Origin of the sequence: Sulfitobacter sp. THAF37 (assembly GCF_009363555.1) — a bacterium.
Lineage (GTDB): Bacteria > Pseudomonadota > Alphaproteobacteria > Rhodobacterales > Rhodobacteraceae > Sulfitobacter.
In genome coordinates, this window is sequence record NZ_CP045372.1 from 2,227,750 (window position 1) to 2,252,914 (window position 25,165).

General features: G+C 64.4%; 21 protein-coding genes. 12 read left to right on the plus strand and 9 right to left on the minus strand.

Translation table 11 applies throughout. The annotated features are described in order from the left end of the window. Positions 1 to 17: 17 nt before the first annotated feature. Together FIU94_RS10910 and FIU94_RS10915 are read right to left on the minus strand one after the other, a co-directional pair. A complete protein-coding gene (locus FIU94_RS10910; protein WP_152465825.1) occupies positions 18 to 1,055 on the minus strand; it encodes a TRAP transporter substrate-binding protein in 1,038 nt (345 codons plus the stop codon). 59 nt (positions 1,056 to 1,114) lie between these two features. Then, positions 1,115 to 1,897: a crotonase/enoyl-CoA hydratase family protein gene (locus FIU94_RS10915; protein ID WP_152465826.1), complete on the minus strand. Its 783-nt coding sequence runs from the start codon at positions 1,895 to 1,897 to the stop codon at positions 1,115 to 1,117. 99 nt (positions 1,898 to 1,996) lie between these two features. Between FIU94_RS10915 and FIU94_RS10920 the strand changes: the two genes are divergently transcribed. Together FIU94_RS10920 and FIU94_RS10925 are read left to right on the plus strand one after the other, a co-directional pair. Beyond that, the gene (locus tag FIU94_RS10920; protein WP_152465827.1) at positions 1,997 to 2,884 is read left to right on the plus strand and encodes an amidohydrolase family protein; all 888 of its coding nucleotides are present in this window, start codon (positions 1,997 to 1,999) and stop codon (positions 2,882 to 2,884) included. Positions 2,885 to 2,987: 103 nt separating this feature from the next. Then, positions 2,988 to 4,166: a cytochrome P450 gene (locus FIU94_RS10925; RefSeq protein WP_152465828.1), complete on the plus strand. Its 1,179-nt coding sequence runs from the start codon at positions 2,988 to 2,990 to the stop codon at positions 4,164 to 4,166. A 7-nt stretch (positions 4,167 to 4,173) separates the two neighbouring features. Here FIU94_RS10925 and FIU94_RS10930 read toward each other — a convergent pair whose 3' ends face one another. Then, entirely contained in the window at positions 4,174 to 5,079 is a 906-nt protein-coding gene (locus tag FIU94_RS10930; protein ID WP_152465829.1) for a bestrophin family protein, read from the minus strand. A 257-nt stretch (positions 5,080 to 5,336) separates the two neighbouring features. On the opposite strand from FIU94_RS10930, the gene FIU94_RS10935 reads away from it, so the two are divergent. The 7 genes from FIU94_RS10935 (at position 5,337) to FIU94_RS10965 (ending at position 12,888) form a co-directional block, all read left to right on the plus strand. Then, positions 5,337 to 6,362 carry a LacI family DNA-binding transcriptional regulator gene (locus FIU94_RS10935; protein WP_152465830.1) on the plus strand — a complete coding sequence of 342 codons (1,026 nt, stop codon included), beginning with the start codon at positions 5,337 to 5,339 and terminating at the stop codon, positions 6,360 to 6,362. A gap of 107 nt (positions 6,363 to 6,469) precedes the next feature. Then, entirely contained in the window at positions 6,470 to 7,792 is a 1,323-nt protein-coding gene (locus tag FIU94_RS10940; protein ID WP_152465831.1) for a sugar ABC transporter substrate-binding protein, read from the plus strand. Positions 7,793 to 7,919: 127 nt separating this feature from the next. Beyond that, a complete protein-coding gene (locus FIU94_RS10945) occupies positions 7,920 to 8,786 on the plus strand; it encodes a carbohydrate ABC transporter permease (protein WP_152465832.1) in 867 nt (288 codons plus the stop codon). Positions 8,787 to 8,799: 13 nt separating this feature from the next. Next, positions 8,800 to 9,630 (plus strand): carbohydrate ABC transporter permease, encoded by an 831-nt coding sequence (locus FIU94_RS10950; protein WP_152465833.1) that lies wholly within the window; start codon positions 8,800 to 8,802, stop codon positions 9,628 to 9,630. A 12-nt stretch (positions 9,631 to 9,642) separates the two neighbouring features. Then, complete coding sequence (locus tag FIU94_RS10955; protein ID WP_152465834.1) at positions 9,643 to 10,647, plus strand: ABC transporter ATP-binding protein; 1,005 nt, start codon at positions 9,643 to 9,645, stop codon at positions 10,645 to 10,647. Beyond that, positions 10,644 to 11,417: an L-iditol 2-dehydrogenase gene (locus FIU94_RS10960; protein WP_152465835.1), complete on the plus strand. Its 774-nt coding sequence runs from the start codon at positions 10,644 to 10,646 to the stop codon at positions 11,415 to 11,417. Before FIU94_RS10955 ends, FIU94_RS10960 begins: the two co-directional genes overlap by 4 nt. Before the next feature lies 1 nt (position 11,418). Further along, positions 11,419 to 12,888: a mannitol dehydrogenase family protein gene (locus tag FIU94_RS10965; RefSeq protein WP_152465836.1), complete on the plus strand. Its 1,470-nt coding sequence runs from the start codon at positions 11,419 to 11,421 to the stop codon at positions 12,886 to 12,888. Positions 12,889 to 12,901: 13 nt separating this feature from the next. Here the strand turns inward: FIU94_RS10965 and hutU are convergent, their stop codons facing one another. From hutU to hutI, 4 genes are read right to left on the minus strand one after another with little or no spacing between them, the layout of a single operon-like run. Further along, positions 12,902 to 14,566: a urocanate hydratase gene (gene hutU, locus FIU94_RS10970; protein ID WP_152465837.1), complete on the minus strand. Its 1,665-nt coding sequence runs from the start codon at positions 14,564 to 14,566 to the stop codon at positions 12,902 to 12,904. After that, the gene (gene hutG, locus FIU94_RS10975; RefSeq protein WP_152465838.1) at positions 14,563 to 15,363 is read right to left on the minus strand and encodes an N-formylglutamate deformylase; all 801 of its coding nucleotides are present in this window, start codon (positions 15,361 to 15,363) and stop codon (positions 14,563 to 14,565) included. The genes hutU and hutG overlap by 4 nt, the downstream gene beginning before the upstream one ends. After that, complete coding sequence (gene hutH / locus FIU94_RS10980; RefSeq protein WP_152465839.1) at positions 15,360 to 16,898, minus strand: histidine ammonia-lyase; 1,539 nt, start codon at positions 16,896 to 16,898, stop codon at positions 15,360 to 15,362. Before hutH ends, hutG begins: the two co-directional genes overlap by 4 nt. Beyond that, on the minus strand, positions 16,895 to 18,103 hold the full coding sequence (hutI, locus tag FIU94_RS10985; RefSeq protein WP_152465840.1) for an imidazolonepropionase: 1,209 nt from the start codon (positions 18,101 to 18,103) through the stop codon (positions 16,895 to 16,897). The genes hutH and hutI overlap by 4 nt, the downstream gene beginning before the upstream one ends. Before the next feature lie 88 nt (positions 18,104 to 18,191). On the opposite strand from hutI, the gene FIU94_RS10990 reads away from it, so the two are divergent. Further along, the gene (locus FIU94_RS10990) at positions 18,192 to 19,547 is read left to right on the plus strand and encodes a formimidoylglutamate deiminase (protein WP_254702515.1); all 1,356 of its coding nucleotides are present in this window, start codon (positions 18,192 to 18,194) and stop codon (positions 19,545 to 19,547) included. A gap of 46 nt (positions 19,548 to 19,593) precedes the next feature. Here the strand turns inward: FIU94_RS10990 and FIU94_RS10995 are convergent, their stop codons facing one another. Together FIU94_RS10995 and FIU94_RS11000 are read right to left on the minus strand one after the other, a co-directional pair. Beyond that, positions 19,594 to 20,967 carry a HAMP domain-containing sensor histidine kinase gene (locus FIU94_RS10995; protein WP_152465842.1) on the minus strand — a complete coding sequence of 458 codons (1,374 nt, stop codon included), beginning with the start codon at positions 20,965 to 20,967 and terminating at the stop codon, positions 19,594 to 19,596. Beyond that, positions 20,954 to 21,631 carry a response regulator transcription factor gene (locus FIU94_RS11000; RefSeq protein WP_152465843.1) on the minus strand — a complete coding sequence of 226 codons (678 nt, stop codon included), beginning with the start codon at positions 21,629 to 21,631 and terminating at the stop codon, positions 20,954 to 20,956. Before FIU94_RS11000 ends, FIU94_RS10995 begins: the two co-directional genes overlap by 14 nt. A gap of 164 nt (positions 21,632 to 21,795) precedes the next feature. Here FIU94_RS11000 and FIU94_RS11005 point away from each other — a divergent pair, with 164 nt between their 5' ends. Beyond that, positions 21,796 to 22,368 (plus strand): HdeD family acid-resistance protein, encoded by a 573-nt coding sequence (locus FIU94_RS11005; protein WP_152465844.1) that lies wholly within the window; start codon positions 21,796 to 21,798, stop codon positions 22,366 to 22,368. Next, positions 22,365 to 24,974 carry a bifunctional lysylphosphatidylglycerol flippase/synthetase MprF gene (gene mprF / locus FIU94_RS11010; RefSeq protein WP_368407128.1) on the plus strand — a complete coding sequence of 870 codons (2,610 nt, stop codon included), beginning with the start codon at positions 22,365 to 22,367 and terminating at the stop codon, positions 24,972 to 24,974. Before FIU94_RS11005 ends, mprF begins: the two co-directional genes overlap by 4 nt. The last annotated feature ends 191 nt before the right edge of the window (positions 24,975 to 25,165 follow it).

Here is a 25,165-nt window from a genome sequence, read left to right on the forward strand (position 1 = left end):
GTCGTCATGTGTCGTGCTCAGGAGGTCTTTTCGGCGATCAGGGCCTTGGCCCGGTCGATCAGGCCCTGTCCGTCCAGGCCCTTGCCGTCCATCTCGGCCACCCAGCGGTCGATCACGGGCTGCGCGGCGTCCTTCCAGAGGGCGATTTCGGTTTCGTCCAGCTGGATGATGTTGTTGCCGTTCTGCACGGCCAGCTCGCGTCCCGGCGCGTCATTGTCCCACATCACCTGTGCCGCGAATTCCGACAGCTTGGCGCCGGATTCCGCGTCCAGGATCGCCTTGAGGTCGTCGGGCAGGGCATCGTATTTCGCCTTGTTCATCACCAGAACGATGGTCGCGGTATACAGCGATTCCTCGCCCGAGAATTCGGTGTGGTTCGATACCAGTTCGGACAGGCGCACCGCCGGCGTGACCTCCCACGGGATCACGGTGGAGTTGATCACCCCCTTGGAAAGCGATTCAGGGATCGCGGGCAGGGGCATGCCGACGGGGGTGGCCCCCAGTTCGGACAACATGTCGTTGATCACGCGGGTGGGGCCGCGCACGGTCTTGCCCTTCATGTCCTCCAGTTTCTCGATCGGATCGGTGGAGTGGATGACGCCGGGGCCGTGCACCCAGGCGCCCAGCACCTTGAATTCGGCGTATTCGTTGGACTGGAAATCTTCCTCGACCATCTGCCAGAAGGCCAGCGAGGTGGCCACCGGGCTGGTCATCATGAATGGCAGCTCGAACACCTCGGTGCGCGGGAAGCGGCCGGGCGTGTACCCCACCACCGTCATCGACAGGTCCACCACCCCGTCGCGGGCCTGGTCCATCAGTTCGGGTGGCCGTCCGCCCAGTGACATCGCGTCAAAATGCTGCACGTTCAGCCGTCCGTCAGACGCCTCTGCCAGGCGCTCGCCCCAGGGCTTGAGGATCTTGGCCGGGACGGTCGCCACGGGGGGCAGGAACTGGTGCAGCCGCAGGGTCACTTCCTGCGCCAGTGCGGCACCGGGCATGGCGGCCATCATCGCCGTGCCTGCTGCGGTCGTTTTCAGAAAATCTCTTCTTTTCATTGTCTTCCTCCCTGTTGTTTATGTGGTCTGCGCCGTGCCGGGCTCCCTCCCGGCGGGCGTCATCTGAACTTTGGCTCGCGTTTCTCAAGGAATGCGCGCAACCCCTCCTTTGCGCCATCCGAGGTCTGCGACATCGCTGCCGCCAGGCTTTCGGTGAACAGGCCGTCGCCACGCGACATGTCGCCGATGCGCGAAATCGCCTGGATCATCAGATAATTGGAAAACGGCGCATTGTCTGCAATTTTCCGCGCCAGCTTGCGGGCCAGCGGCAGGGCTTCACCGGCACCGACGCTGTAGTGCGCCAGCCCCATCGCCAGGCCTTCGTCAGCGCCATAGTTCCGGCCCGTCAGCATCATTTCCCGCATCCGGTCCGCGCCGATGATACGGCTTACCCGCACGGTGGCCCCGCCGCCGACAAAGATGCCGCGCCTCCCCTCGGGCAGCTGAAACCTTACGTCCGGTTCCGCGATGCGCACGTGGGTCGATGTGGCGATCTCCAGCCCGCCGCCGATCACAGCGCCCGTCATGGCAGAGATCACGGGCAGGGGGCCGAATTCGATCAGGTCCGCCACACGGTGCCAGTTGCGGGAATGATAGACCCCCGCGACCGGCGCGCGCTGCTCATGCTCCGCCAGGTCGAGACCGGAACAGAAATGCCCGCCTGCGCCGGTCAGGATGACGGCATTCACGCCGTCCGGCGGGTTGGAAAAGAACGCATCAAGGTCTGCGACCAGCGCGTCGTTCATCGCGTTGCGCTTTTCCGGGCGGTCGAAGGTGATCGTCGCGATATCCCCGTCGATCTCCACGCGGGTGGCCTTGCCCTTGGTCTGGCGTGGCGGCATCGGAATCTCCCCTCGTGCTTGGTCTGGATTTATGTTGTACAGATTAACAGTTTTCTTGTATAGCGGTTTTTAGCGTCAACGTTCGGGGAGGAGAAGGCGATGGTCGATTTCAGCAAGGTGAAAGCGATCGACTTTCACACCCATGCCGAGGAGCCGTGCTGCGATCACCGCGATGACGGCTACAACGAATTCCAGGCGGGGATGGCGGCCTATTTCAAGAACCCGGCGGGTGCCGAAGGCATGCTTCCCACCGTTCAGGATACTGCCGCCTATTACCGCGAACGCAACATCGCGGCGGTGATCTTTCCGGTGGATGCAGAGCGCGAGACCGGTTTTCGCCGCTACTCGAACGAGGAAGTCGCGCAGATCTGTGCCGAGAACGACGATATCCTGATCCCCTTCGCCTCGGTCGATCCGCACAAGGGCAAGGCCGGTGCGCGCGAGGTGCGGCGGCTTGTGCGCGACTTCGGCGTGCGGGGGTTCAAGTTTCATCCGACCATGCAGGGTTTTTATCCCAACGACCGCGAGGCCTGTTACACCGTGCTGGAGGCCTGCGCGGAGGAGGGCGTGATCACCCTTTTCCATACCGGTCAGACCGGTGTCGGCTCGGGGATGCGGGGCGGCATGGGGATGCGGCTGAAGTATTCCAACCCGATGTATCTGGATGATGTGGCGGTGGATTTCCCCGACCTCAAGATCATCCTGGCGCACCCCAGCTTTCCCTGGACCGAAGAGGGGCTTGCGGTGGCGCAGCACAAGCCCAACGTCTATTTCGACATGTCCGGCTGGTCGCCCAAGTATTTTCCCGAGATCTTCATCAAATACGCCAATTCGATCCTGAAGAAGAAGATGCTCTTCGGCTCGGACTGGCCTGCGATCACGCCCGACCGTTGGCTCCGGGATTTCGAGGCGGCCCCATTCAAGGACGAAGTGCGCCCGCTGATCCTCAAGGAAAATGCGATGCGGCTTCTGGGGGTTGCGGGCTGACGTCAGCCGGCCCCTGTTTTCGCTCGCCGGACTTGTGCGGGCGACAGACGTATCGCTAATGTGGCCGGGCGTGCCACCGTACAAATAATGAAGGCATCCCCACATGGCCGATCTTGCCCCAATGGACGAGAAAATCACCCTTCAGGATCTGGATCGCGACCCCTATCCGATCTATCGCCGCCTGCGGCGCGAGGCCCCGGTTCTGCGGGTGAAATCCGCCGGGCGCACGCTGCTGACCAAGGCCGAGGACACCAAATACGTCAAGGATAACCCGGAGATTTTCAGCTCGGACGATCCCAACACCCCGATGAAGCGGGCCTTCTGGGCGCATACCCTGATGCGCAAGGATGGCGAGGAACACAAGCGCGAGCGGATGGCGATGGCCCCGGCCTTTTCCCCAAAGGTCATCAAGAACGACTGGATGCCCCAATACACGAAGATCGCCGAGGAATACGTGTCGCGCCTGCCGCGGGGCGAGATCGTCGATCTCTTCTCGATCCTGTCGGGCGCCTATGCCGCGCGCGGTCTGGCCATCCTGCTGGGGATGCCCGAGGCGTCGGATGAGGACATGATGGAGTGGTCGCAGGCCCTGATCGAGGGGGCGGGCAATTTCGGCTGGGCCGATGCGCCCTTCGAACGCGCCGACCGTGCCAATACGCAGATCCATGCGCTGCTGGACAGCATCCAGGACCGCCACCGCGCCGAGCCGGACAATTCGGCCTTTTCAGTGATGCTGAATGCCGACGATCCGATCGAGGAAAAGCAGATATATGCCAACATCAAGATCGCCATCGGCGGCGGTATCAACGAGCCGCGCGATGCGCTCAATACCATTCTTTATGGGTTGTTGACCCACCCCGACCAGCTGGCCGAGGTGCGTCGGCACGATCATTGGGAACAGGCGTTCGAAGAAGGCGTGCGCTGGGTCGCCCCGATCCAGGCGTCCTCGCGGCTGGTCACGCAGGATACCGAACTGCGCGGCTACATGATCCCCAAGGGCGACACCGTGATGACCATTCAGGCCAGCGCCAATCGGGACGAGGACGTCTATCAGGATGGCGAAAGCTTCAATGTCTATCGGGACAAGACGCCGCACCAGGCCTTTGGAAACGGGCCGCATTTCTGCCAGGGCACCCATGTGGCCCGCCGCGCGGTGGGGCAGATCATGCTGCCGATGCTCTTTGACCGCTTCCCCAAGATGAGCATCCCCGACACGGACGACGTGATTTGGAAGGGCTTCGGCTTTCGCGGGCCGATCCAGATTCCGGTGCGGCTGAACTAGTCGGCGCTCAGGTCAGAACGTAGTCTTTGGGCACCAGCGGTTTCGGCGCAGGTTGCCCCAACGCTTCGGACACCGAGATTTCAATCGTCCTGCACATGGCATCGAGCGGCAGGCCGTTGTGTACGTTCTGAAAGGGCAGCTCCAGCTCGTTGGTGACGGTCTGCAGGCCGAAGAACACATAGGCGACTACCGCCGCGAGCAAGGGGGCGAAGGCGCCGCTTGGTTCGATCAGGGCAAAGGGCAGAAGCCAGCAATAGAGATAGGTCGTCCTCCGGATCAGGAGCGAATAGACAAAGGGCAGGGGGGTCGATTTGATCCGCTCGCAACCCGCTTGTGCCAGCGCCAGCGAAGAGAGTGTCTGTGATATGGTCATCTGGCCGAAGCCGCTGATCGCCTGCTGGCCTGTCAGGCTGCCGATCTGGTCGGCCATCGACCGCAGCGCGGCATCCGCCGGGTTCTGATGTGCCAGCAGGTCCGACGCAGTCCCGGCGCCGACCCAGCCGGTGATTTCCGCGCTCACGTCCACGTCGCGCAGGGCGCCCCGGTGCAGGTGCGCAAAGGCGACCGCCCAGGACAAGATTTGCGCCCGGTCGGCGCCGTTGCCGACAAAGATGCACATGTGCCGCCCCAGGTTGCGCAGGTCCGCGATCATCGAGCCCCAGAGCTTGCGTGCTTCCCACCACCGGTCATAGGCGGCGTTGTTGCGGAACCCCAGAAACAGCGAGAGCGCGATCCCGAAGATGCTCATCGCCGCTATCGAGATGTGGGGCAGCTCTGCCACATGGGTGTCGATCAGGATCACGACCGTCGTCAGGAACGCGATGCCGACGATTTTCCCGATGATCTTCGGAACGATCGACCCCTGCATCACGAGGAAAAGCTGCAGGGTGGAGGGGTGGTCGCGGACGATCATGGCACGGAACGTGCGATGCGGCGCATGTCATGGACGCCGCTGTGAAATGCCCGAGGATGAGTCGAATCTGCGGATGTGCTGCTCATGCGCAATTCTGTAGTTGGTAGCAGGAAGCTCGGCAATGCGGGGCGCGCGCCGCGTGGTGCCGCCGCGGCGCCCAACAACGATGCCTTTCTGACGTATTTACCGACGAAAAGGTTGATACTTTTCGCGCGGAAAGTAACAATTGCCGATGTAAACATACCGAAGGTAAGCGCATGGCGGTCAAGACCATCAGGAATATGGAAGAGTTCGCCTCTGTCAGCGGCATTTCCCGCCCGACGGTGTCGAAGTATTTCCACGACCCGGACAGCGTTCGCGCAACCACGCGGGCGCGGATCGAGGCGGCGATCGAGAAATACGACTACCGCCCGAACCTCTATGCGATGAATCAGAACCGAAAGCTGACCAAGAATGTCGGCATTGTCGTTCCTCTGCTGACGGACCCCTATTTCGCCGAGATCGCGCGCAAGCTTGAGCAGCATTGCATCGAGGCCGGCTATCACCCGACGCTGTTCAGCGCCCACGGTGATCCGGTGCACGAGATCGAAGCCCTGAACACGCTGCGCTCGATCAAACCCGCCGGTGTCCTTCTGGCCCCGCTGGGCCGCGCCTCGGACAGAAGCGCGCTTGAACGGTTCTGCGCCGAGGTTCCGACGCTGCTGTTCGACAGTAATGTGGACGAAATGGGCCTTGCCTTTGTCGGGTCGGACAACATGCAGTTCACCGCCCATATCACCGATTACCTGTGCCGGACGGGCGAACCGCCCTGCTTTTTCGAGATGAAGCGCCCGACCAACCCCAACGCGCACCGCCGCCGCCAGAGCTATCTCGACGCGATGGCACGGTTCGGGCACACGCCGCATGTGATCTCGGTCGAGGGGGACGGCTGGGATTTCGAGGAAATTGGCCGGCTGGGCGGCCACACGGCCTTTGCGGAGGGGCTGTTTCCCGGCAACACCATCCTTTGCAGCAATGATCGGCTGGCGATCGGTCTGTTGACCGCCTGCTACGAGAACGGTGTGAGCGTGGGCCGCGGCGAAGGCTGCCAGGTGCGTGTGGCCGGTCAGGATAACCATCCCCATTCCCGCTATACCTGTCCGCCGCTGACCACGATTTCGCATGACTACGATGCGGTTTCCAAACATGCCGCCGATGCGCTCTTTGCCGCCATTGACGGCCAGGCCGCGCCCTGGAGCAGCACGCGACTGGAAGGGCGGCTGATCCTGCGGGATTCCGCCTGACTGCCAGCCTGACCGCCAGATAGTTTACGCGCGGGAAATTTTAGTTGACGTCGCGTATATTTTAGCCCTAGGCTCCGGGTAGAACGTCCAATCAGGGAGGATACCGGATGTCTTTGAAAAGCACGCTTAGTGCTGCAACCGCGCTCGGGCTGATCGCAGCTGGCGGCGCCTACGCAGACAGCCACACCGCAACGATCACCATCGCCACCGTGAACAACGGCGACATGATCCGCATGCAGGGCTACACCGATCAATTCACCGAAGAGACCGGCATCGCCGTGGAATGGGTCACGCTAGAGGAAAACGTCCTGCGCCAGCGCGTGACCACCGACATCACCACCAACGGCGGTCAGTTCGACATCATGACCATCGGCATGTACGAGACCCCGATCTGGGGGGCAAACGGATGGCTGGTGCCGCTGGACGACCTGTCCGAAGACTATGACGTGGACGACATTCTGCCCGCCATGGCGAACGGGCTGAGCAACGATGGCACGCTCTACGCGGCGCCTTTCTACGGCGAAAGCTCGATGATCATGTACCGCACCGACCTGATGGAAAAGGCCGGACTGGAGATGCCCGAAGGGTCCCCCACCTGGGAATTCATCCGTGACGCGGCGGCCAAGATGACCGACCGCGAGAACGAGATCAACGGCATCTGCCTGCGCGGCAAGGCCGGCTGGGGTGAGGGCGGCGCCCTCATCACCGCGATGTCGAATTCCTTTGGCGCGCGCTGGTTCGACGAGGACTGGAATGCCCAGTTCGACACCGACGCCTGGAAGGACACGCTGACGTTCTATACCGAAATGATGAATGAAAGCGGCCCGTCGGGCTATGCGACAAACGGGTTCAACGAGAACCTGTCGCTGTTCCAGCAGGGCAAGTGCGGCATGTGGATCGACGCCACCGTGGCGGCGTCCTTTGTGACCAACCCGGACGATTCGACAGTGGCGGACAGCGTCGGTTTTGCTCTTGCGCCGCACAGGGATGGCGTTGACAAGAACGGCAACTGGCTGTGGGCCTGGGCACTGGCGATCCCGGCAGGCACCCAGAAAGAGGCCGAAGCCAAGCAGTTCATCGAATGGGCGACTTCCAAGGACTACATCGAACTGGTGGCCGAGAACGAAGGCTGGGCCAACGTACCGCCGGGTGCGCGCACCTCGCTTTACGAGAACCCCGAGTACCAGAAGGTGCCCTTTGCCCAGATGACGCTGGACTCGATCCTGACGGCAGATCCGAACAACCCGACGGTCGACCCGGTTCCCTATACCGGTGTGCAGTTCGCGGCGATCCCGGAATTCGCGGGTGTCGCGACAGAGGTGAGCCAGGAGTTCTCGGCCGCCTATGCAGGCCAGCAGTCCGTCGAAGACGCACTGGCCAAGGCGCAGGACATCACCAACGAAGCGATGGAAGCTGCCGGCTACCGGTAAGCCCGCGACCTGATCCCATGGGGCGGATGGGTCCGCCCCGTGGTTTCCCCGACCCGCCCCGCACCAAGAACCGACGTCCAGCATTCGGACGCCCTGCGGGCGGACCGAGCATGAAGGAGACGTATCCATGGCGACCAAGGCTTCCCGATCCGCCGCCAGACTGATGATGGCCCCCGCCGTGATCCTGCTTTTGGGCTGGATGCTGGTGCCGCTGATGATGACGCTGTGGTTCTCGTTCCGGACGTATCTGCCGCTGCGCGGCGGCGACAAGGGGTGGACCGGTTTCGACAACTACGTCCGCTTTGTCACCTCCAGCTCTTTCTGGCCCGCGGTTTCGACCACGTTGATTATCGTCGCCGGGGTTCTTGCCATAACCATCGCGCTGGGCGTGCTGCTGGCGATCCTGCTGGATCAGCCGATGTGGGGGCAGGGGGTTGTCCGCATCCTGGTGATTGCCCCCTTTTTTGTCATGCCCACCGTTTCGGCGCTGGTGTGGAAGAACATCTTCATGGACCCCACCAACGGGCTTTTCGCCCATCTGTGGCGGTTCTTCGGGGCCGACCCGGTCAGTTGGCTGTCGAATGCCGCGACCCCGTCCATCATCCTGATCGTCAGCTGGCAGTGGCTGCCCTTTGCGACGCTGATCCTGCTGACCGCGATCCAGTCGCTGGACAGCGAACAGCTGGAAGCCGCCGAAATGGACGGCGCATCACCTCTGGCGCGCTTTTTCTACATCACCCTGCCGCACCTGTCGCGGGCGATCACCATCGTGCTGCTGATCCAGACGATCTTTCTGCTGGCGATCTTCGCCGAGATATTCGTGACCACCGGCGGCGCCTTCGGCACCCGCACGCTGTCCTACCTGATCTTCCAGCGCGTGCTGGAAAGCCAGAACATCGGCCTGGGGTCGGCGGGCGGTGTCTATGCCATCATCCTTGCCAATATCGTCGCCATCTTCCTGATGCGCATCGTCGGCAAGAACCTGGATACCTGAAGGGGGGCGACACATGGCACGTTCTGTCACCACACGGCGCAAGTCGATCAACACCGCCGCCGCCTGGATCATCGGGCTGCTGATCTTCTTCCCGATCCTCTGGACGATCCTGACCAGTTTCAAGACCGAGGCGCAGGCGATCAGCGACCCGCCGGTGTTCCTGTTCTTCGACTGGACCACCGAGAACTATTCAACGGTGATGGAGCGGTCGAACTATGCCCGCTTCCTGTGGAACTCGATCATCATCGCGGGCGGCTCGACCCTTCTGGGGATCATCATCGCGGTGCCCGCCGCCTGGTCGATGGCCTTTGTCCCGTCCAGGCGGACCAAGGACATCCTGCTCTGGATGCTCTCGACCAAGATGCTGCCGGCGGTCGGGGTGCTGTACCCGATCTACCTGCTGTTCATCCGGCTCGGGCTGCTGGACAGCGTCGTTGGCCTGACCGTGGTGCTGATGCTGATCAACCTGCCGATCATCGTCTGGATGCTCTACACGTATTTCCGTGAAATTCCCGGCGAAATTCTGGAAGCCGCCCGGATGGACGGGGCCACGCTGAAGGAAGAGATCCTCTATGTGCTGACGCCCATGGCGATCCCCGGCATCGCCTCGACCCTGCTGCTGAACTTTATCCTCGCCTGGAACGAGGCGTTCTGGACGTTGAACCTGACCGCGGCGCAGGCCGCGCCGCTGACCGCCTTCATCGCCAGCTACTCCAGCCCCGAAGGTCTGTTCTACGCCAAGCTCAGCGCCGCATCGACCATGGCCATCGCGCCGATCCTCATCCTTGGCTGGTTCAGCCAGAAGCAACTCGTCCGGGGCCTGACCTTTGGCGCCGTGAAATAGGGAACCGGAAATATGGGACAGATTGAACTCAAACAGGTGACGAAATCCTTCGGCGACGTGCAGGTCATCCCGCCGCTGGACCTGACCATCAAGGATGGCGAATTCACCGTCTTCGTCGGCCCGTCGGGCTGTGGCAAGTCGACCCTCCTGCGGCTGATCGCGGGGCTGGAGGACATTACCACGGGCCATATCGAAATCGACGGAAAGGATGCGACGGACGTGGTTCCCGCACGGCGGGGGCTGGCGATGGTGTTCCAGTCCTACGCGCTTTACCCGCATATGACGGTGCGCAAGAACATCGCCTTTCCGCTGAAGATGGCCAAGATGGACCAGGCCGAGATCGACAAGCGCGTGGATGCGGCGGCGCAGGTGCTGAACCTGGCCGATTACATCGACCGCCGTCCCGGCCAATTGTCCGGCGGCCAGCGCCAGCGTGTCGCCATCGGCCGGGCCATCGTGCGCGAACCGGCGGCGTTCCTGTTCGATGAACCGCTGTCGAACCTCGATGCCGCCCTGCGTGTGGGCATGCGCATGGAAATCTCCGAACTGCACAAGAAGCTGGCCACCACGATGATCTACGTCACCCACGACCAGGTGGAGGCGATGACGATGGCCGACAAGATCGTGGTTCTTCAGGCCGGTGTGATCGAACAGGTGGGCAGCCCGCTTGAACTCTACCGGGCGCCGCGCAACACCTTCGTCGCGGGTTTCATCGGTTCGCCCAAGATGAACCTGATCACCGGCCAGGAGGCGGCAAAACATGACGCCCACACCATCGGTGTCCGGCCCGAGCATATCGACGTGGTCGAAAGCGACGGTGTCTGGCAGGGGACGGTCGGCGTGGCCGAGCACCTGGGGTCCGACACGTTTTTTCACGTCCATGACACGGGCCTGGCCGAGACCATCACCGTCCGCTCCATCGGGAACGTCAGCCTGCGTCACGGCGATACCATTCACCTGACGCCCCGCGCCGGGGAAATCCACCGTTTCGACAAGGCCGGGCTGCGCGTCGCATGAACCGGCTGGCAGGCAGGACGGCGCTGATCACGGGCGCGGCACGCGGGATCGGGCATGCCTTTGCCCAGGCCTACCTTCGCGAGGGCGCGCAGGTCGTGATCGCGGACATCGACAAACAACGGGCAGAGCAGTCGGCCACGGCGATGGGTGAAAACGCCTGCGCCGTGGTCATGGACGTGACCGACCAGACCAGCATCGACGCCGGCGTGGCGCAGGCGGTCGACCGTTTCGGGCGCATCGACATCCTGATCAACAACGCGGCTGTCTTTACGGCGGCGCCGATCGCCGAGATCACCCGCGAGGACTACCAGCGCGCCTTTGACATCAATGTCTCGGGGTGCCTCTTTACCATGCAGGCGGTGGCACGGCAGATGATCGCGCAAGGCGGCGGCGGCAAGATCATCAACATGGCCAGCCAGGCGGGCCGCCGCGGCGAAAGCCTGGTGGCGGTCTATTGCGCGACCAAGGCGGCGGTCATCAGCCTCACGCAGTCCGCGGGGCTGAACCTGATCGAACACGGCATCAACGTGAACGCCATCGCCCCCGGGGTGGTGGACGGCGAACACTGGGACGGCGTCGACGCCTTCTTTGCGAAATACGAGGGCAAGGCGCCCGGCCAGAAGAAACGCGAAGTCGGGCAGGCGGTGCCCTATGGCCGAATGGGCCGGGCAGAGGACCTGACCGGCATGGCCGTCTTCCTTGCCTCTTCCGAGGCCGATTACATCGTCGCCCAGACATACAATGTCGACGGCGGACAATGGATGAGCTGACATGAAACTATCCAACGCGACACTGGCGCAATTGCCAGAGGGCATCGAGCGGCCCGCCTACGACCGCGCGGCACTGACGCCGGGCATCCTGCATATCGGCGTGGGCAATTTCCACCGTGCGCATCAGGCGTGGTATCTGCACCGCCTGATGCAGGAGGGCGTGGCGCTGGACTGGGCCATCGTCGGCGCTGGCGTGCGCCCCTACGACGAGGCGATGCGCCTGCGTCTGGCCGAACAGGACTACCTGACAACGCTGATCGAACTGTCACCGGACGGGCTTTCGGCCGAGGTGGTCGGGCCCATGATCGACTATGTTCCCATCGCGGAGGGCCACGGCCCGCTGATCGCGCGCATGGCGCAGGCCGACATCCGCATCGTCGCGCTGACGGTGACGGAAGGGGGGTACTACATCGACCCCGTGACCAAGGCATTCGACGCGTCCCATCCCGACATCGTCCATGATGCCGCGCATCCGGACAGTCCGCGCACCGCCTTTGGCGCGATGGTCGCGGCCCTGCGGCGGCGCCGGGATGCGGCCACCGGACCCTTCACCGCGCAAAGCTGCGACAACCTTCAGGGCAACGGCGATGTCCTGCGCCAGACGGTCGTGGGGCTGGCCCGCCTGCAGGACACGGACCTCGCGGAGTGGATTGACGCGCAGTGCAGCTTTCCGAACTCCATGGTGGATTCCATCGTGCCCGCAACCGGCCCCGTCCAGATCGCCCAGGCCCGCGCGCTGGGCGTCGATGATGCCGCCCCGGTTTGCCACGAAAACTTCCGCCAGTGGGTGATGGAGGACGACTTCTGTGCGGGCAGACCGGACTGGGCGCGCGCGGGCGCGGTCTTTTCGGACGATGTCCACGGCTACGAGACCATGAAAATCCGCATCCTGAATGCCGGGCATCAGGTCATCGCCAACGCGGGCGAGGTGCTGTCGCTGCCGACCATCGCCGCCTGCATGGCCGACCCGGATGTGGGGGCACTCTTCCGCAGGGTGGCGATGACGGAGATCGTGCCGCATGTGAAACCGGTGCCGGGCATGCCCCCCGAAGCCTATGTCGAGCTGATCGACGAACGCTTCTCCAATCCCCGGATCGAGGATACCACCCGCCGCGTCGCCTTTGACGGCAGCGCGCGCCACACCGGTTTCGTGCTGCCGCTGGTGCGCAAGGCACTGGCAGCCGGTTTGCCGCTGGACGGTCTCGCGCTGGTGGAGGCATGCTGGGCGCGGATGTGCGAAGGCACCCGAGAGGACGGCAGCACGATCGAACCGAACGACCCCATGTGGGACCGCCTGACCGCGACCGCGCAGGAGGCCCGCACCCGCCCCGCCGCCTGGCTGGAGATGACGGGGATCTACGGCGACCTCGCGGGGCAGGCGGCCTTTGCCACCCGGTTCGAACATTGGTTGCAGCTGATCTGGCAACAGGGCACTCGCGCCGCGCTGCAATCCTACAACGGCGCCGCCTGAACTGGCCCCCGTCTCAGAGGATGCCCGGCAGGTTCAGCCCATGTTCCCTGGCGCAGTCCTTTGCGATGTCATAGCCCGCGTCGGCGTGGCGCATGACACCGGTGGCCGGATCGTTCCACAGCACATTGGCCAGCCGGCGGTCGGCATCCTCGGAGCCGTCGCAGCAGATCACCATGCCGGAATGCTGGGAGAACCCCATGCCGACGCCGCCGCCGTGGTGCAGTGACACCCAGGTGGCGCCGGAGGCGGTGTTGAGCAGCGCGTTCAGCAGCGGCCAGTCGGACACGGCGTCGCTGCCGTCCTTCATGGCCTCGGTCTCGCGGTTGGGCGAGGCGACGGAGCCGCTGTCGAGGTGATCGCGGCCGATCACCACCGGGGCCTTCAACTCGCCGTTGCGGACCATTTCGTTGAAGGCGAGGCCCAGCTTGTGCCGCACGCCCAGGCCCACCCAGCAGATCCGCGCGGGCAGACCCTGGAAGCTGATCCGCTCGCGCGCCATGTCGAGCCAGTTGTGCAGGTGCGGGTCGTCCAACAGTTCCTTCACCTTGGCGTCGGTCTTGTAGATGTCCTCCGGGTCGCCCGACAGCGCGCACCAGCGGAACGGCCCCACGCCGCGGCAGAACAGCGGGCGGATATAGGCTGGCACGAAGCCGGGGAAGGCAAAGGCGTTTTCCAGCCCTTCCTCCAGTGCCACCTGCCGGATGTTGTTGCCGTAATCCAGCGTCGGCACGCCCGCGTTCCAGAAATCGACCATCGCGGCGACATGCACCTTCGTCGAGGCGCGGGCGGCTTTTTCCACCGCCTCGGGGTCGCTTTCCTGCTTGGCGCGCCATTCGGCCACGGTCCAGCCCTGCGGCAGGTAGCCGTGGACCGGGTCATGGGCCGAGGTCTGGTCGGTCACGATATCGGGCCGCACGCCGCGCTTGACCAGCTCGGGAAAGACATCCGCCGCGTTGCCGATCAGGGCCACGGATTTCGCCTCGCCCGCCTTGGTCCAGCGGTCGATCATCTCCAGCGCCTCGTCGATGGAATGGGTCTTTTCATCCACGTAGCGGGTGCGCAGGCGGAAATCGGCGCGGGTTTCGTCGCATTCCACGGCCAGACAGCAGGCCCCGGCCATCACCGCCGCCAGCGGCTGCGCGCCGCCCATGCCGCCAAGGCCCCCGGTCAGGATCCAGCGGCCCTTGAGGCTCCCGTCGTAATGCTGGCGACCGGCCTCCACGAAGGTCTCGTAGGTGCCCTGCACGATCCCCTGCGACCCGATATAGATCCAGGACCCGGCGGTCATCTGGCCGTACATCGCCAGACCCTTGCGGTCCAGCTCGTTGAAATGCTTCCAGGTGGCCCAGTGCGGCACCAGGTTGGAGTTGGCGATCAGCACGCGCGGCGCGTCGCGGTGAGTGCGGAAGACGCCAACCGGCTTGCCCGATTGCACCAGCAGGGTCTCGTCGTCTTCCAGCTCTTTCAGGCTGGCGACAATGGTATCGAAATCCTGCCACGTCCGTGCCGCGCGCCCGATGCCGCCGTAGACGACCAGCTCATGCGGGTTCTCGGCCACATCGGGGTGCAGGTTGTTCATCAGCATCCGCATCGGCGCTTCGGTCAGCCAGCTTTTCGCGGTGATCTCGGGACCGGTGTCGGGATAGACGTCGCGGATGTTGTGGCGGGGGTTGGTCATCGTTTGCCTCCAAGGGTCGGGGCCAGATCGGCCAGTGTGGTCAGAATGTCGGAAAGGTAGGCGCGCAGCCTGTCGGATTTGGCCGGGTCATAATCCCAGGGCGCGGCCTCATCGGTCAGGTAGACGGATTGCGCCAGCTCCATCTGGATGGCGTGATAGCCCTTGGACGGCTGGCCGTAGTGGCGCGTGGTCCAGCCGCCCTTGAAGCGTCCGTTGAGAACCGATGTGTAGCCTTCGGCGCGGTCGCAGATGTCGCGCACCGCTGCCTCGATGGCCGGGTCGCAGGTCGTGCCGCCGTTGGTGCCGATGTTGAAATCCGGCAGGGTACCGTCGAACAGAAAGGGGATAAGGCTGCGGATCGAATGGCAATCGTATAGGATCGCGACGCCATGCACGGCCTGCACCCGTGCCAGTTCGGCCTGCAAGGCGGCGTGATAGGCCGCATGGTAGGCGGTGCGCCGCGCCTCGATCTCTTCGGCCGTCGGTTCGTTTTCCCAGATCGGGCGGCCGTCGAAATCGGTCAGCGGCACGAGGCCCGTGGTGTTCTGTCCGGGATAAAGGCTTTGCCCCGAAGGATCGCGGTTGGCGTCGATCACGTAGCGGTGGAACGTGGCGCGCACCGTGGTCGCGCCGGGCAGCAGCGCCTCATAGAGGGTGTGGATGTGCCAGTCGGTGTCGTCGAGCCCGCGCCCGCGCGGGTTAAGCTGGGCGATCACCTCGTCGGGCAGCCAGGTGCCGGTATGCGGCAGGCCCAGGACAACGGGGCCGGTGCCTTGGGTAACTTCGACGGGGGTCATGCGCCCAGCTCCGGCATGTCGACTACAGTCGCCTCGTTCAGGGTGCCACTTCTCACAAGCGTGGCAGCGCGTTCCAGATCGGGGGCAAGGTAGCGGTCCTCGACCACCGAGGGCACGGTTTCGCGCAGCCGGTCCAGCACGGCGGCCAGCGGTGCGCTGGTCTTCAGCGGCGCGCGGAACTCGATGCCCTGCGCGGCGCAAAGCAGCTCCACCCCGAGGATGCGTTCGAGGTTGGCGACCATGCGGCCCAGTCGCACGGCGCCGTGGGCGGCCATGCTCACGTGGTCTTCCTGGTTGGCCGAGGTGGGGGTTGAATCCGTCACGCATGGATTGGCCAGGTGCTTGTTCTCGCTCATCAGCGCGGCGGTCGTGACCTCGGCGATCATCAGGCCCGAGTTCAGCCCAGGGTTCGGCGTCAGGAATGGCGGCAGGTCGAAGCTCAGCGTCGGGTCAACGATCAGCGCGACACGGCGCTGCGCGATGGCGCCGATCTCGGCCACGGCCAGCGCGATCATATCGGCGGCAAAGCCCACGGGTTCGGCGTGGAAGTTGCCGCCCGAGACGATCAGCCCCGCCTCGCTCAGCACCAGCGGGTTGTCGGTGGCGGCGTTGGCCTCGATCTGCAGTGTGCGGCCCGCCATGCGCAGCATGTCCATGGCCGCGCCGGTGACTTGCGGCTGGCAGCGGATGCAGTAGGGGTCCTGCACGCGGGTGTCGCCCTCGCGGTGGCTTTCGCGGATCTCGGAGTTGTCGAGCAGCGCCCGCATTGCCGCCGCCGCCTCGATCTGCCCGGCATGCCCGCGCAGGGCGTGGATTTCCGGCTGCAACGGGGCGGTGGAGCCCATGATCGCATCGGTGGACATGGCCGAGGTCACAAGCGCCGCCTGCATCGCGGACCAGGCGTCGAACAGCCCCGCGAGCGCGAAGGCGGTGGAGAACTGCGTGCCGTTGATCAGCGCCAGCCCTTCCTTGGCGCCCAGCTCGACCGGTGCCAGCCCGGCGCGGTTCAACGCCTCCGCGCCCGGCAGCGTCTCGCCCTCGTATTCCGCTTCGGCATGGCCCATCATCACCGCGGCCATATGCGCCAGCGGCGCCAGATCGCCCGAGGCCCCGACCGAGCCCTGCACCGGGATCACGGGCGTCACGCCGCGCGCCAGCATCTGTTCGATCAGGGTGATCAGCTCCAGCCGCACGCCCGAGGCACCGCGCCCCAGCGACAGCAGCTTGAGCGCCATCATCAGCCGCGCATGGCGCCGCGGGATCGGATCGCCCACGCCGCAGCAATGCGACAGGATCAGGTTGCGCTGCAGCGTCGCGGTGTCGGCGGCGGCGATCTTGACCGAGGCCAGCTTGCCGAAGCCGGTGTTGACGCCATAGACGGCGTCCGTGCCGCTGGCCGCCGCTTCGATCTGCGCCGCCGCCTGTTCGATGTCCGCGTGGCAGGCGGGGACGAGGGCGACGGAAGCCTCTTCGCGGTAGATCCGGACGAGGTCGGCCAGGGTCGCGGCGCCGGGGGTCAGGGTCAAATGCGTCATGCCGGATCTCCGTAAATGCGCGAATGCAGCGGGTTGAAACCGATGCGGTAGGAAAGCTCCGCCGGGTGTTCGATGTCCCAGACCGCCAGTTCGGCGCGCTGGCCCGCGGCGATGGTGCCCACATCCGACAGGCCCAGGGCCCGGGCGGCGTTCACGGTGACGCCGCGCAGCGCCTCTTCGGGCGTGAGGCGGAACAGGGTGCAGCCCATGTTCATGGTCAGCAGCAGGGAGGTCAGCGGCGAGGAACCGGGGTTGGCATCTGTCGCCAGCGCGATCGGCACGCCGTGATCGCGCAGCGCCTGCACCGGCGGGGCCTGGGTTTCGTGCAAGGTGTAGAAGGCGCCCGGCAGCAGAACCGCGACCGTGCCTGCCCGGGCCATCGCGGTCACGCCCGCGTCGTCGAGATATTCGATATGATCGGCAGACAGCGCCCCGTAGCCTGCCGCCATCGCCGCGCCACCGAGGTTCGACAGCTGCTCGGCGTGCAGCTTGACCGGCAGCCCCAGCTCCTGCGCCACGTCAAAGACACGGGCGATCTGGGCGGGGGAAAAGGCGATGCCCTCACAAAAGCCGTCCACCGCGTCCACCAGCCCCTCGGCGTGTGCCGCGCGCAGGGCGGGGATGCAGACCTCGTCGATATAGGCGTCGGGGCGGTCCTTGTAGTCGGCCGGCAGGGCATGGGCGCCAAGGAACGAGGTCTTTATCCGCACCGGGCGGTGCGCCGCGACGGCACGCGCCACCCGCAGCATCCGCAGCTCCGTCTCAAGGTCGAGCCCGTAGCCCGATTTGATCTCAAGCGTGGTGACGCCTTCGGCGATCAATGCATCGGCGCGGCGCAACGCCGCCTTGAGCAGCGTCTCCTCGCTGGCGTCGCGGGTCGCGGTGACGGTGGAGACGATGCCGCCGCCCGCGCGTGCGACCTCTTCATAGCTGGCACCCTTGAGCCGCATCTCGAACTCCGCCGCGCGGTTGCCGCCATGCACCAGATGCGTGTGACAGTCGATCAGACCCGGCGTGACCAGCCGTCCGCCCATGTCGCGCGGCGTGCCGCCTGCGAGGTCCTGCGGCAGGTCCTGGCGGCGTCCGGCCCAGGCGATCCTGCCCTCCGCGACCGCGATGGCGGCATCCTCGATCAGCCCGTAATGGCTGTCGCCGGTCAGTGTCGCGGCGGTCAGATTGGTCATCAGCTGGCGAGCGTCTGGCATCCGGGCATCCCTCCATATTCTGCTTTTCTCCTACCGTTGGTTCGGTTATATGTCTAGACATAAAATCTATAAGCGTGGAGATAAGGCCGTGATACATGCAAAGCAGGCGCTTCTGGCCGAGGGCTGGGCCGACAATGTCCGACTGACCATCGACGCCGGAACCATCCTGCGCATCGAAACAGATGCCGCTGCGCGGACGGGCGACGCTCGCGTCGACACGCTGCTGCCGTCTCTGGGCAATCTGCACAGCCACGCCTTTCAGCGCGCCATGGCGGGGATGACGGAATTCCGACAGGCGGGCCGGGACAGTTTCTGGACCTGGCGGGACCTCATGTACCGCTTCATGGACCGCATGACGCCCGAGCAGATCGAAGCCATCGCCGCGCAGGTCTATGTCGAGATGCTCGAAGCCGGGTTCGCCAGCGTGGGGGAGTTTCACTATGTCCACCACCAGCCGGGCGGGAGGCCTTACGATAACCCCGCCGAACTCTCGGAGCGGATTTTTGCCGCCGCGGCGCAGACGGGGATCGGGCTGACCCACCTGCCTGTGCTCTATACATATGGCGGCGCGGGGCAGGCCGACCTGACCGCCGGGCAACGGCGCTTCGGCAACGATGCCGACAGTTTCGCGCGGCTGACCGAACATGCGGCGTCGGCGCTGCGCGACCTGCCGCCGGATGCGCGCATCGGCATCGCACCGCATTCTCTGCGTGCCATAAGCCCCGAGGACCTGGCGCGCGTCGTGGCGGCGCAGGGGCAAGGGCCCATCCACATCCATATCGCCGAACAGCCGCAGGAGGTGCGCGACATCGAGGCCTGGCTCGGCGCGCGGCCCGTGGCCTGGCTGCTCGACAACCAGCCCGTAGATGACCGCTGGTGTCTGATCCACGCGACCCACATGACCGACGCCGAAACCGACGCGCTGGCCGCCTCGGGCGCGGTGGCCGGTCTGTGCCCCATCACCGAAGCCAACCTGGGCGACGGCCCGTTCAACGGCCCCGGTTATGCGGCTGCGGGGGGCAGGTTCGGGATCGGCTCGGATTCCAATATCAACATCTCGTTGACGGAAGAACTGCGCACGCTGGAATATTCCCAGCGCCTGCGCGACACACGCCGCAACGTCATGATCCCCGCACAAGGCGCCGTCGGGGCGTTCCTTTACACCGCGGCGGCGCGCGGCGGGGCACAGGCGCTGAACCGTGACGCCGGCGTGATCGAAACGGGCAGACTGGCCGACCTCGTCGCCATCGACAGCCAGACACCGGCGCTTTGCGCCTTGTCCGGCGACGGCATCCTCGACTGTCTCGCCTTCGCCGCCAAGGACGGCGTCGTCACCGACGTCTGGGCCGCCGGACGCCATGCCGTCTTAAACGGGCGGCACCCGAAGCGCGAGGAAATCTTTGCCGCCTACCGCAAAGCAGTCGCACAGTTGATAAGAGACTAGCACGACCAGCAGGGTTTCCTGAGCATGGAGTTGCCACCACGCGGGGTCAGCCCGCGATGCCAGGCAAAACCACCTCGACAATCAGACCCGGTTCGTTGTCGCCGAGCGCGACACGGCCCCGGTGCCGTTCGGCAATCGCCTGCACCAACGCCAATCCCAGACCACTGCCCGGCTTCGACCGGCTGGGATCAAGCCGGTAGAACGGCTCGAACACGCGCTGTCTTGCATCGGCCGGAATGCCGGGACCCGTGTCCGTAACCGCCAGCCGGATCTCTGCTTGCGACCGGTCCAGGCGGACGGAGATCCTGTTGCCCTCGGCGCCGTGGGTCACGGCGTTCTGGAGCAGGTTCACCACCATCTGTTGCAGCATCTGGCCGTCACCCGAGATGCCGTAATCCTGATCCCGTTGCACGTCGAACGACAGGCTCTGACCGGCGTCATCTGCGATCATGGCAAAGGTTTCAACCAGATCGGTCGTCAGGTCGCGCAGATCGACGCGTGCGCTGAACTGCGCGCGTCCTGCCGCTTCGATGCGCGAAAGCTGAAGATAGGAGTCGAAGATGACCCGCATCTTTTCCAGCTCGTCCTGCGTATCCGTCAGTGCCGCATCGGGGTCTTCGCCCCGGTCCACCTGTTCAATGGCTTTCCCGAGTGAGAGGTAGGCGCGGCCCAGCGGAGATTTCAGATCGTGCGCGGCGGCGGCAGCGGTGTTGCGGGTCGTTTCGATCATCCGTGACAACCGATCCAGATGCAGGTTCATCTGCCGGGCAATCCGGTCGATCTGCGTTCTGCCGCCTTTCTCCGCGATCCGGATCGCTGTGTCGCCCTCGCTGGTTTTCGACAGCGCGGTTTCGATGTCCTGCAACCGACGCAGGCTTTGACGGCTGAGGTAGTAACCGACCGCCAGCATCGTCACGACGACAAGAAAGCCGCTGAGCGTCAGCGCCCTGAAAACAAGGACCTTGGTTCGGTACAGTAGATCCAGCCGCAATCCGACGACCAGCGTCCTGTCGTCCACAGGACCGGTGAAATGTATGTAATCGACGGTAACATCATCAGGCGATGCGGCAGCATGATCCAGCGGTCCAACCTGCAGGCCCAGCCCCTTGGGCCGTGTGCGGATATTCCCGGCAACAAGCGCATCCGCCTCTCCGAAAAGCGCCGCGGCATGATGTCCGCCCGTTCCACCCTGTGCGAGGTCGGAGATCGCCTGCACCATGTGGTCTTCTCCCTCGCCGGCATGCTCCGCCGCGATGATGTTCCAGCGCTGCTGCACATCGTCGCCCAGTTCCGTGATCAGGCTGCGTTCGATATAGTTCAGCGCAACCCAGCCGAACAGCACGAGCATGACGATGAAAGCCAGGGCAGAGCGAAAGACCGCGGAAAACGCGGCCCCGGAAAGGATGTCACCGCGGTCCATGCATCGAATACCCGGTGTTCCGGATCGTGTGGATCAGAGGCGTGTCGAAGGGTTTGTCGACCTTGCCGCGGAGCCGGCTCATATGGGTTTCGACCACCGTGGTGTTGGGCTCGAAGTTGAAGTTCCATACCCGCTCCAGCAGCAGGGTACGGGTCACCACCCGACCGGCATTGCGCATCAGGATTTCCAGGATGCTGAATTCCTTGTTGTGCAGGTCGATGACGCTGCCCTGCCGCGTCGCGGTGCGGGCCAGCAGATCAAGCGTCAGGTCATGCACGTTCAGGGTTGAGACGGTCTTTGTGTCGGTCTTGCGGCGCACGATGGCGTCGATCCGGGCGACAAGTTCGGAAAAGTGAAAGGGCTTCGTCAGGTAGTCGTCCCCGCCAGCGGCCAGCCCTTCGACGCGGTCGTCGACCTGCCCGAGAGCGGTCAGGAACAGCACCGGCAGGGAATTGCCCGACGCCCGCAGCGCCTTGACAACTGACAGCCCGTCCATTCCCGGCAACATGCGGTCGAGGATCGCCAGATCGCAGTCGTTGTAAAGGCAATAGCTGAAGGCGTCCCGGCCATCGGCCAGGTGATCGACGGAATGGCCCTGTTCCGACAGTCCGGCGACGATGTAGTCGGCCACCTTGGTGTCGTCTTCGGCAAGCAGGATCTTCATGTGCGTTTGCTCCTTGCCGTCATTTAAGGGGAACCGGACCTGCTGCGCCAGCGAAACAGCGTTCCTTGCATAGATGTAAGGTTCGCGCGAATTCCGGGCGATCGCGCGCGCCTAGGTTCCGCTCATGCCCGTCCGGACCCGGCGGGTATAAAGGAGCGGCTTGCATGCATACATATCTCTCATCGCTGAAAGGCCCGACCCATCCGCCTGCCGGCGGCACGGGTGTCAGGCGTTTGAAACTGGTCGGTGTCATCCTGCTGCTGATCGGTGTCTTTGCCAGCCTGCTGCCGCAGGTCGCGACCGTCGGGGCGGAACAGCTGGTGGCCTGGACGCTGACGATCTGGGGGGCCATCGGCCTGTGGTTTTCCTGGGCGATACGGCCCGCGTCGGAATGGCGCTACGGATTTGTGGCCTTTGGCATTCTGCTTCTTGTCGGCGTCGTGCTTGCTCTCTTTCCCGTTGCGGGGATTGCCGCGCTGACGGTCATGATGATGCTGTCGTTCCTGATGGAGGGGATCCTGTCTATCCTCTTTGGCCTGCGCAGCAGCACACATGTCTCGAACTGGGGTTGGCTTGTATTCAGCGGCCTGTGTTCCTTTGCTGCGGGCATGGTGATCCTGTTCGGTTGGCCCTGGACGGCGAGCTGGACGCTGGGCCTGATGATGGGGCTGAACTTTCTCTCGACCGGCCTGTCGCTCGTGATGCTGGCACGACCGGCAAAGGGCGCGGTGACATGACAATGACGACCGCTCAGTCCCGGACCTTTCCTGCGCGCGTGCTGAACGTGATCGACTCCCCGGCGTTCAGGATCGCGATCCCATTGGCCATCGGCATCATCGCCGTGGTCGTGCTGCACAAGCTGGCAAGCCACGTGCGGTGGCAAGACGTGAAGGCCGACCTGGCGGCGGCGCAGCCGACGGTGCTTCTGGCGGCGCTGGGAAGTACGGTCCTGAGCTTTGCAGGCATCTCCGCCTACGATTTTCTTGCCATGCGGGTTGCCGCGCCGGGGCGGATGCCCGCGCATGTTCCGTTGGTGGCCGGTGCCGCGGGCTATGCCGTATCAGGATTGTTGGGCGCCTCGTATCTGACCGGAACGGCTGTAAGGTATCGGGTCTATTCCGCCTTCGGGCTCGATCTGGTCACGATCACGGCGATTGTCGGGATCGCCTGGTCCGGTTTCCTCTCGGCGCTGGTCCTTGGGTTTGGCGCGCTGCTGACGCTTCACGCCGCCGGGCTGAGGCCGCTGGCCCATGTCGCACCGGCCTATCAGACCGCCCTCGGCGTCATCCTGTTGGCCGTGTGGGGCGGCTATCTGATCTGGCTGGCGTCCGGCAAGAAGCGGGTGAGATCGGGCGACTTGACCCTTGATCTGCCCAAGCCCGTTCAAGCTTGTGGGCTGACGCTGGCGGGTGTTCTGGATTTTTGCGGCGCGGCCATGACGTTATATGTGCTGCTGCCCGCCGATCTGGCGCCAAGCCTGCCCGTCTTCGCGGTCGTTTTCATCATGGCCATCGGAATTGGGTTGCTCAGCCATGCGCCCGGCGGACTGGGCGCGTTTGAGGCGACCATCATCGCCGGATTGGGGGCCTCCGGGCGTTCGGATGTGTTGGCGTCGCTGCTGATTTATCGTCTGGTCTACACTCTCCTGCCATTCGCGGTTGCCGCACTCGGCCTTGCCGGTGCCGCGGCATTGGCCCATCACGGACGATTGAAAGCGACGTCGAGCGTGCTTTGGCGCGCCCTCAAACCCGTGGTGCCGATCCTGGCCGCAGCCCTTGCTCTTTTTGCCGGTGTCACCCTGCTGGTATCGGGCAGTCTGCCTGCCGATGGCACGCGGCTTGCCATACTGCGCGACATTCTTCCGCTCAGCGTGATCGAGGTGTCTCACCTTGCCGGAAGCCTGGCCGGCGCTCTGCTGGTCGTTGTGGCGGCGGGGCTCTACCGCAAGCTGTATCGCGCGTGGCTGTTCGCGATGGCGCTGATCGGGGTCGGCATCGTCGTGTGGTTGGCCAAGGGGCTGGACTGGGTCGAAGCGGCATCCATGACCGCGATACTGACGATGCTGGGGCTGATGCGCCCCGCCTTCTACCGCGCCGAGGACGTGTCGGTGTTCCGGCTCGACCGGCGATGGATCCTCAGCGTCCTCATGCTTGGCGCGGCGGTCTTCTGGATCGGGCTTTTCGCATATGATCATGTCGACTACCGCAACGACCTGTGGTGGCAATTCAGCTGGAACGGCGACGCGCCCCGCTTTCTTCGGGCGAGCCTGCTCGTCGCTGTCGTTCTGTCGGCTGTGGTCGTGAATTCCCTGATCAGCCATCGGCCCACAGCGCGCCAACCGCAGGAAATACCGGACGTGGTGCGGCGGCTGGTGGCGGAAAGCAAGGGCACCGAAGCCAACATCGCCCTGACGGGTGACAAGCTGTTCCTTGTCTCAAGGGACGAGACAGCCTTCATCGCCTATGCAGACACCGGGACGTCACTGATTGCCAAGGGTGATCCCGTTGGGAATGAAACGTCCGGCCAGGCACTGATATGGGCCTTGCGGGAACGCGCGTACCGCGCGGGCAAGCGGGCGGCGTTCTATTCGGTGTCGCGCGCCTATCTGCCGACCTACCTCGATCTGGGGCTTTCGATCCTCAAGATCGGCGAGGTCGCGCGTGTCGATCTGCGGCGTTTCACGCTTGACGGATCCAGACGCAAGGACCTGCGACAGGCGCGCAACCGTGCGGCGCGTGACGGATTTGTCTTTGCCGTGGTTCCGCGCGCCGGGGTGGCGACGATCCTGCCGGAGTTACGGCACATCTCGGATGCCTGGCTGGCGCGGAAACACGGCCGGGAAAAGGGCTTTGCCCTGGGGGCCTTCACCGAGAGCTACATGCGCAATTTCGATGTCGCGGTGTTGAAAGACCCCGAAGGCCGGATCGTCGCCTTTGCCAATCTGTTCAGGGGAGCCGACCGGCACGAGATTTCCGTCGATCTCATGCGCTATCTGCCCGACGCGCCGCATTTTGCCATGGACGCGCTGTTTGCCGAACTGATGCTCCGGGGCGCGGCAGAGGGGTATCGCTGGGCCTCGCTGGGGGGCGCACCCTTCGCGGGGGTTGAAAACCGCGCGCTTGCACCGCTCTGGAACCGGATCGGCGGTTTCATATTCGAGCATGGAGAACACTTCTACCGTTTCGAGGGGCTGCGCGCCTACAAGGAAAAATTTGATCCGGTCTGGTCGTCCAGTTACCTCGCCTGCCAAGGCGGACTTGCCGCGCCGAAAATTCTCTACGAGGTCAACGTACTGGTATCCGGCGGGCTTCGCGGCGTGATGGAACAGGGGGGCGGTCTGTGATCGTCGATGTCGACAGACATGCACCCAATGAGAGGACATTCCCGGGGCGAGGGTGCGGACAGCGACGACCATTGCCGGTTTTGGCCTGGCGGCGGCCCGTCTCAATGCGTGTCCGGTTCCCCTTTGGTCCACCTGCCTGTTCTTTGGCGATTGCGGTGAAATCTCCCGTCGCCCCTGACCCGTTTTCGGAG

What these genes read in the sequence shown, in the direction of transcription:
- FIU94_RS10910 (WP_152465825.1), bottom strand. Translation starts at nt 1,055, where the DNA reads ATGAAAAGAAGAGATTTTCTGAAAACGACCGCAGCAGGCACGGCGATG.
- FIU94_RS10915 (WP_152465826.1), bottom strand. Translation starts at nt 1,897, where the DNA reads ATGCCGCCACGCCAGACCAAGGGCAAGGCCACCCGCGTGGAGATCGAC.
- FIU94_RS10920 (WP_152465827.1), top strand. Translation starts at nt 1,997, where the DNA reads ATGGTCGATTTCAGCAAGGTGAAAGCGATCGACTTTCACACCCATGCC.
- FIU94_RS10925 (WP_152465828.1), top strand. Translation starts at nt 2,988, where the DNA reads ATGGCCGATCTTGCCCCAATGGACGAGAAAATCACCCTTCAGGATCTG.
- FIU94_RS10930 (WP_152465829.1), bottom strand. Translation starts at nt 5,079, where the DNA reads ATGATCGTCCGCGACCACCCCTCCACCCTGCAGCTTTTCCTCGTGATG.
- FIU94_RS10935 (WP_152465830.1), top strand. Translation starts at nt 5,337, where the DNA reads ATGGCGGTCAAGACCATCAGGAATATGGAAGAGTTCGCCTCTGTCAGC.
- FIU94_RS10940 (WP_152465831.1), top strand. Translation starts at nt 6,470, where the DNA reads ATGTCTTTGAAAAGCACGCTTAGTGCTGCAACCGCGCTCGGGCTGATC.
- FIU94_RS10945 (WP_152465832.1), top strand. Translation starts at nt 7,920, where the DNA reads ATGGCGACCAAGGCTTCCCGATCCGCCGCCAGACTGATGATGGCCCCC.
- FIU94_RS10950 (WP_152465833.1), top strand. Translation starts at nt 8,800, where the DNA reads ATGGCACGTTCTGTCACCACACGGCGCAAGTCGATCAACACCGCCGCC.
- FIU94_RS10955 (WP_152465834.1), top strand. Translation starts at nt 9,643, where the DNA reads ATGGGACAGATTGAACTCAAACAGGTGACGAAATCCTTCGGCGACGTG.
- FIU94_RS10960 (WP_152465835.1), top strand. Translation starts at nt 10,644, where the DNA reads ATGAACCGGCTGGCAGGCAGGACGGCGCTGATCACGGGCGCGGCACGC.
- FIU94_RS10965 (WP_152465836.1), top strand. Translation starts at nt 11,419, where the DNA reads ATGAAACTATCCAACGCGACACTGGCGCAATTGCCAGAGGGCATCGAG.
- hutU (WP_152465837.1), bottom strand. Translation starts at nt 14,566, where the DNA reads ATGACCAACCCCCGCCACAACATCCGCGACGTCTATCCCGACACCGGT.
- hutG (WP_152465838.1), bottom strand. Translation starts at nt 15,363, where the DNA reads ATGACCCCCGTCGAAGTTACCCAAGGCACCGGCCCCGTTGTCCTGGGC.
- hutH (WP_152465839.1), bottom strand. Translation starts at nt 16,898, where the DNA reads ATGACGCATTTGACCCTGACCCCCGGCGCCGCGACCCTGGCCGACCTC.
- hutI (WP_152465840.1), bottom strand. Translation starts at nt 18,103, where the DNA reads ATGCCAGACGCTCGCCAGCTGATGACCAATCTGACCGCCGCGACACTG.
- FIU94_RS10995 (WP_152465842.1), bottom strand. Translation starts at nt 20,967, where the DNA reads ATGGACCGCGGTGACATCCTTTCCGGGGCCGCGTTTTCCGCGGTCTTT.
- FIU94_RS11000 (WP_152465843.1), bottom strand. Translation starts at nt 21,631, where the DNA reads ATGAAGATCCTGCTTGCCGAAGACGACACCAAGGTGGCCGACTACATC.
- FIU94_RS11005 (WP_152465844.1), top strand. Translation starts at nt 21,796, where the DNA reads ATGCATACATATCTCTCATCGCTGAAAGGCCCGACCCATCCGCCTGCC.
- mprF (WP_368407128.1), top strand. Translation starts at nt 22,365, where the DNA reads ATGACAATGACGACCGCTCAGTCCCGGACCTTTCCTGCGCGCGTGCTG.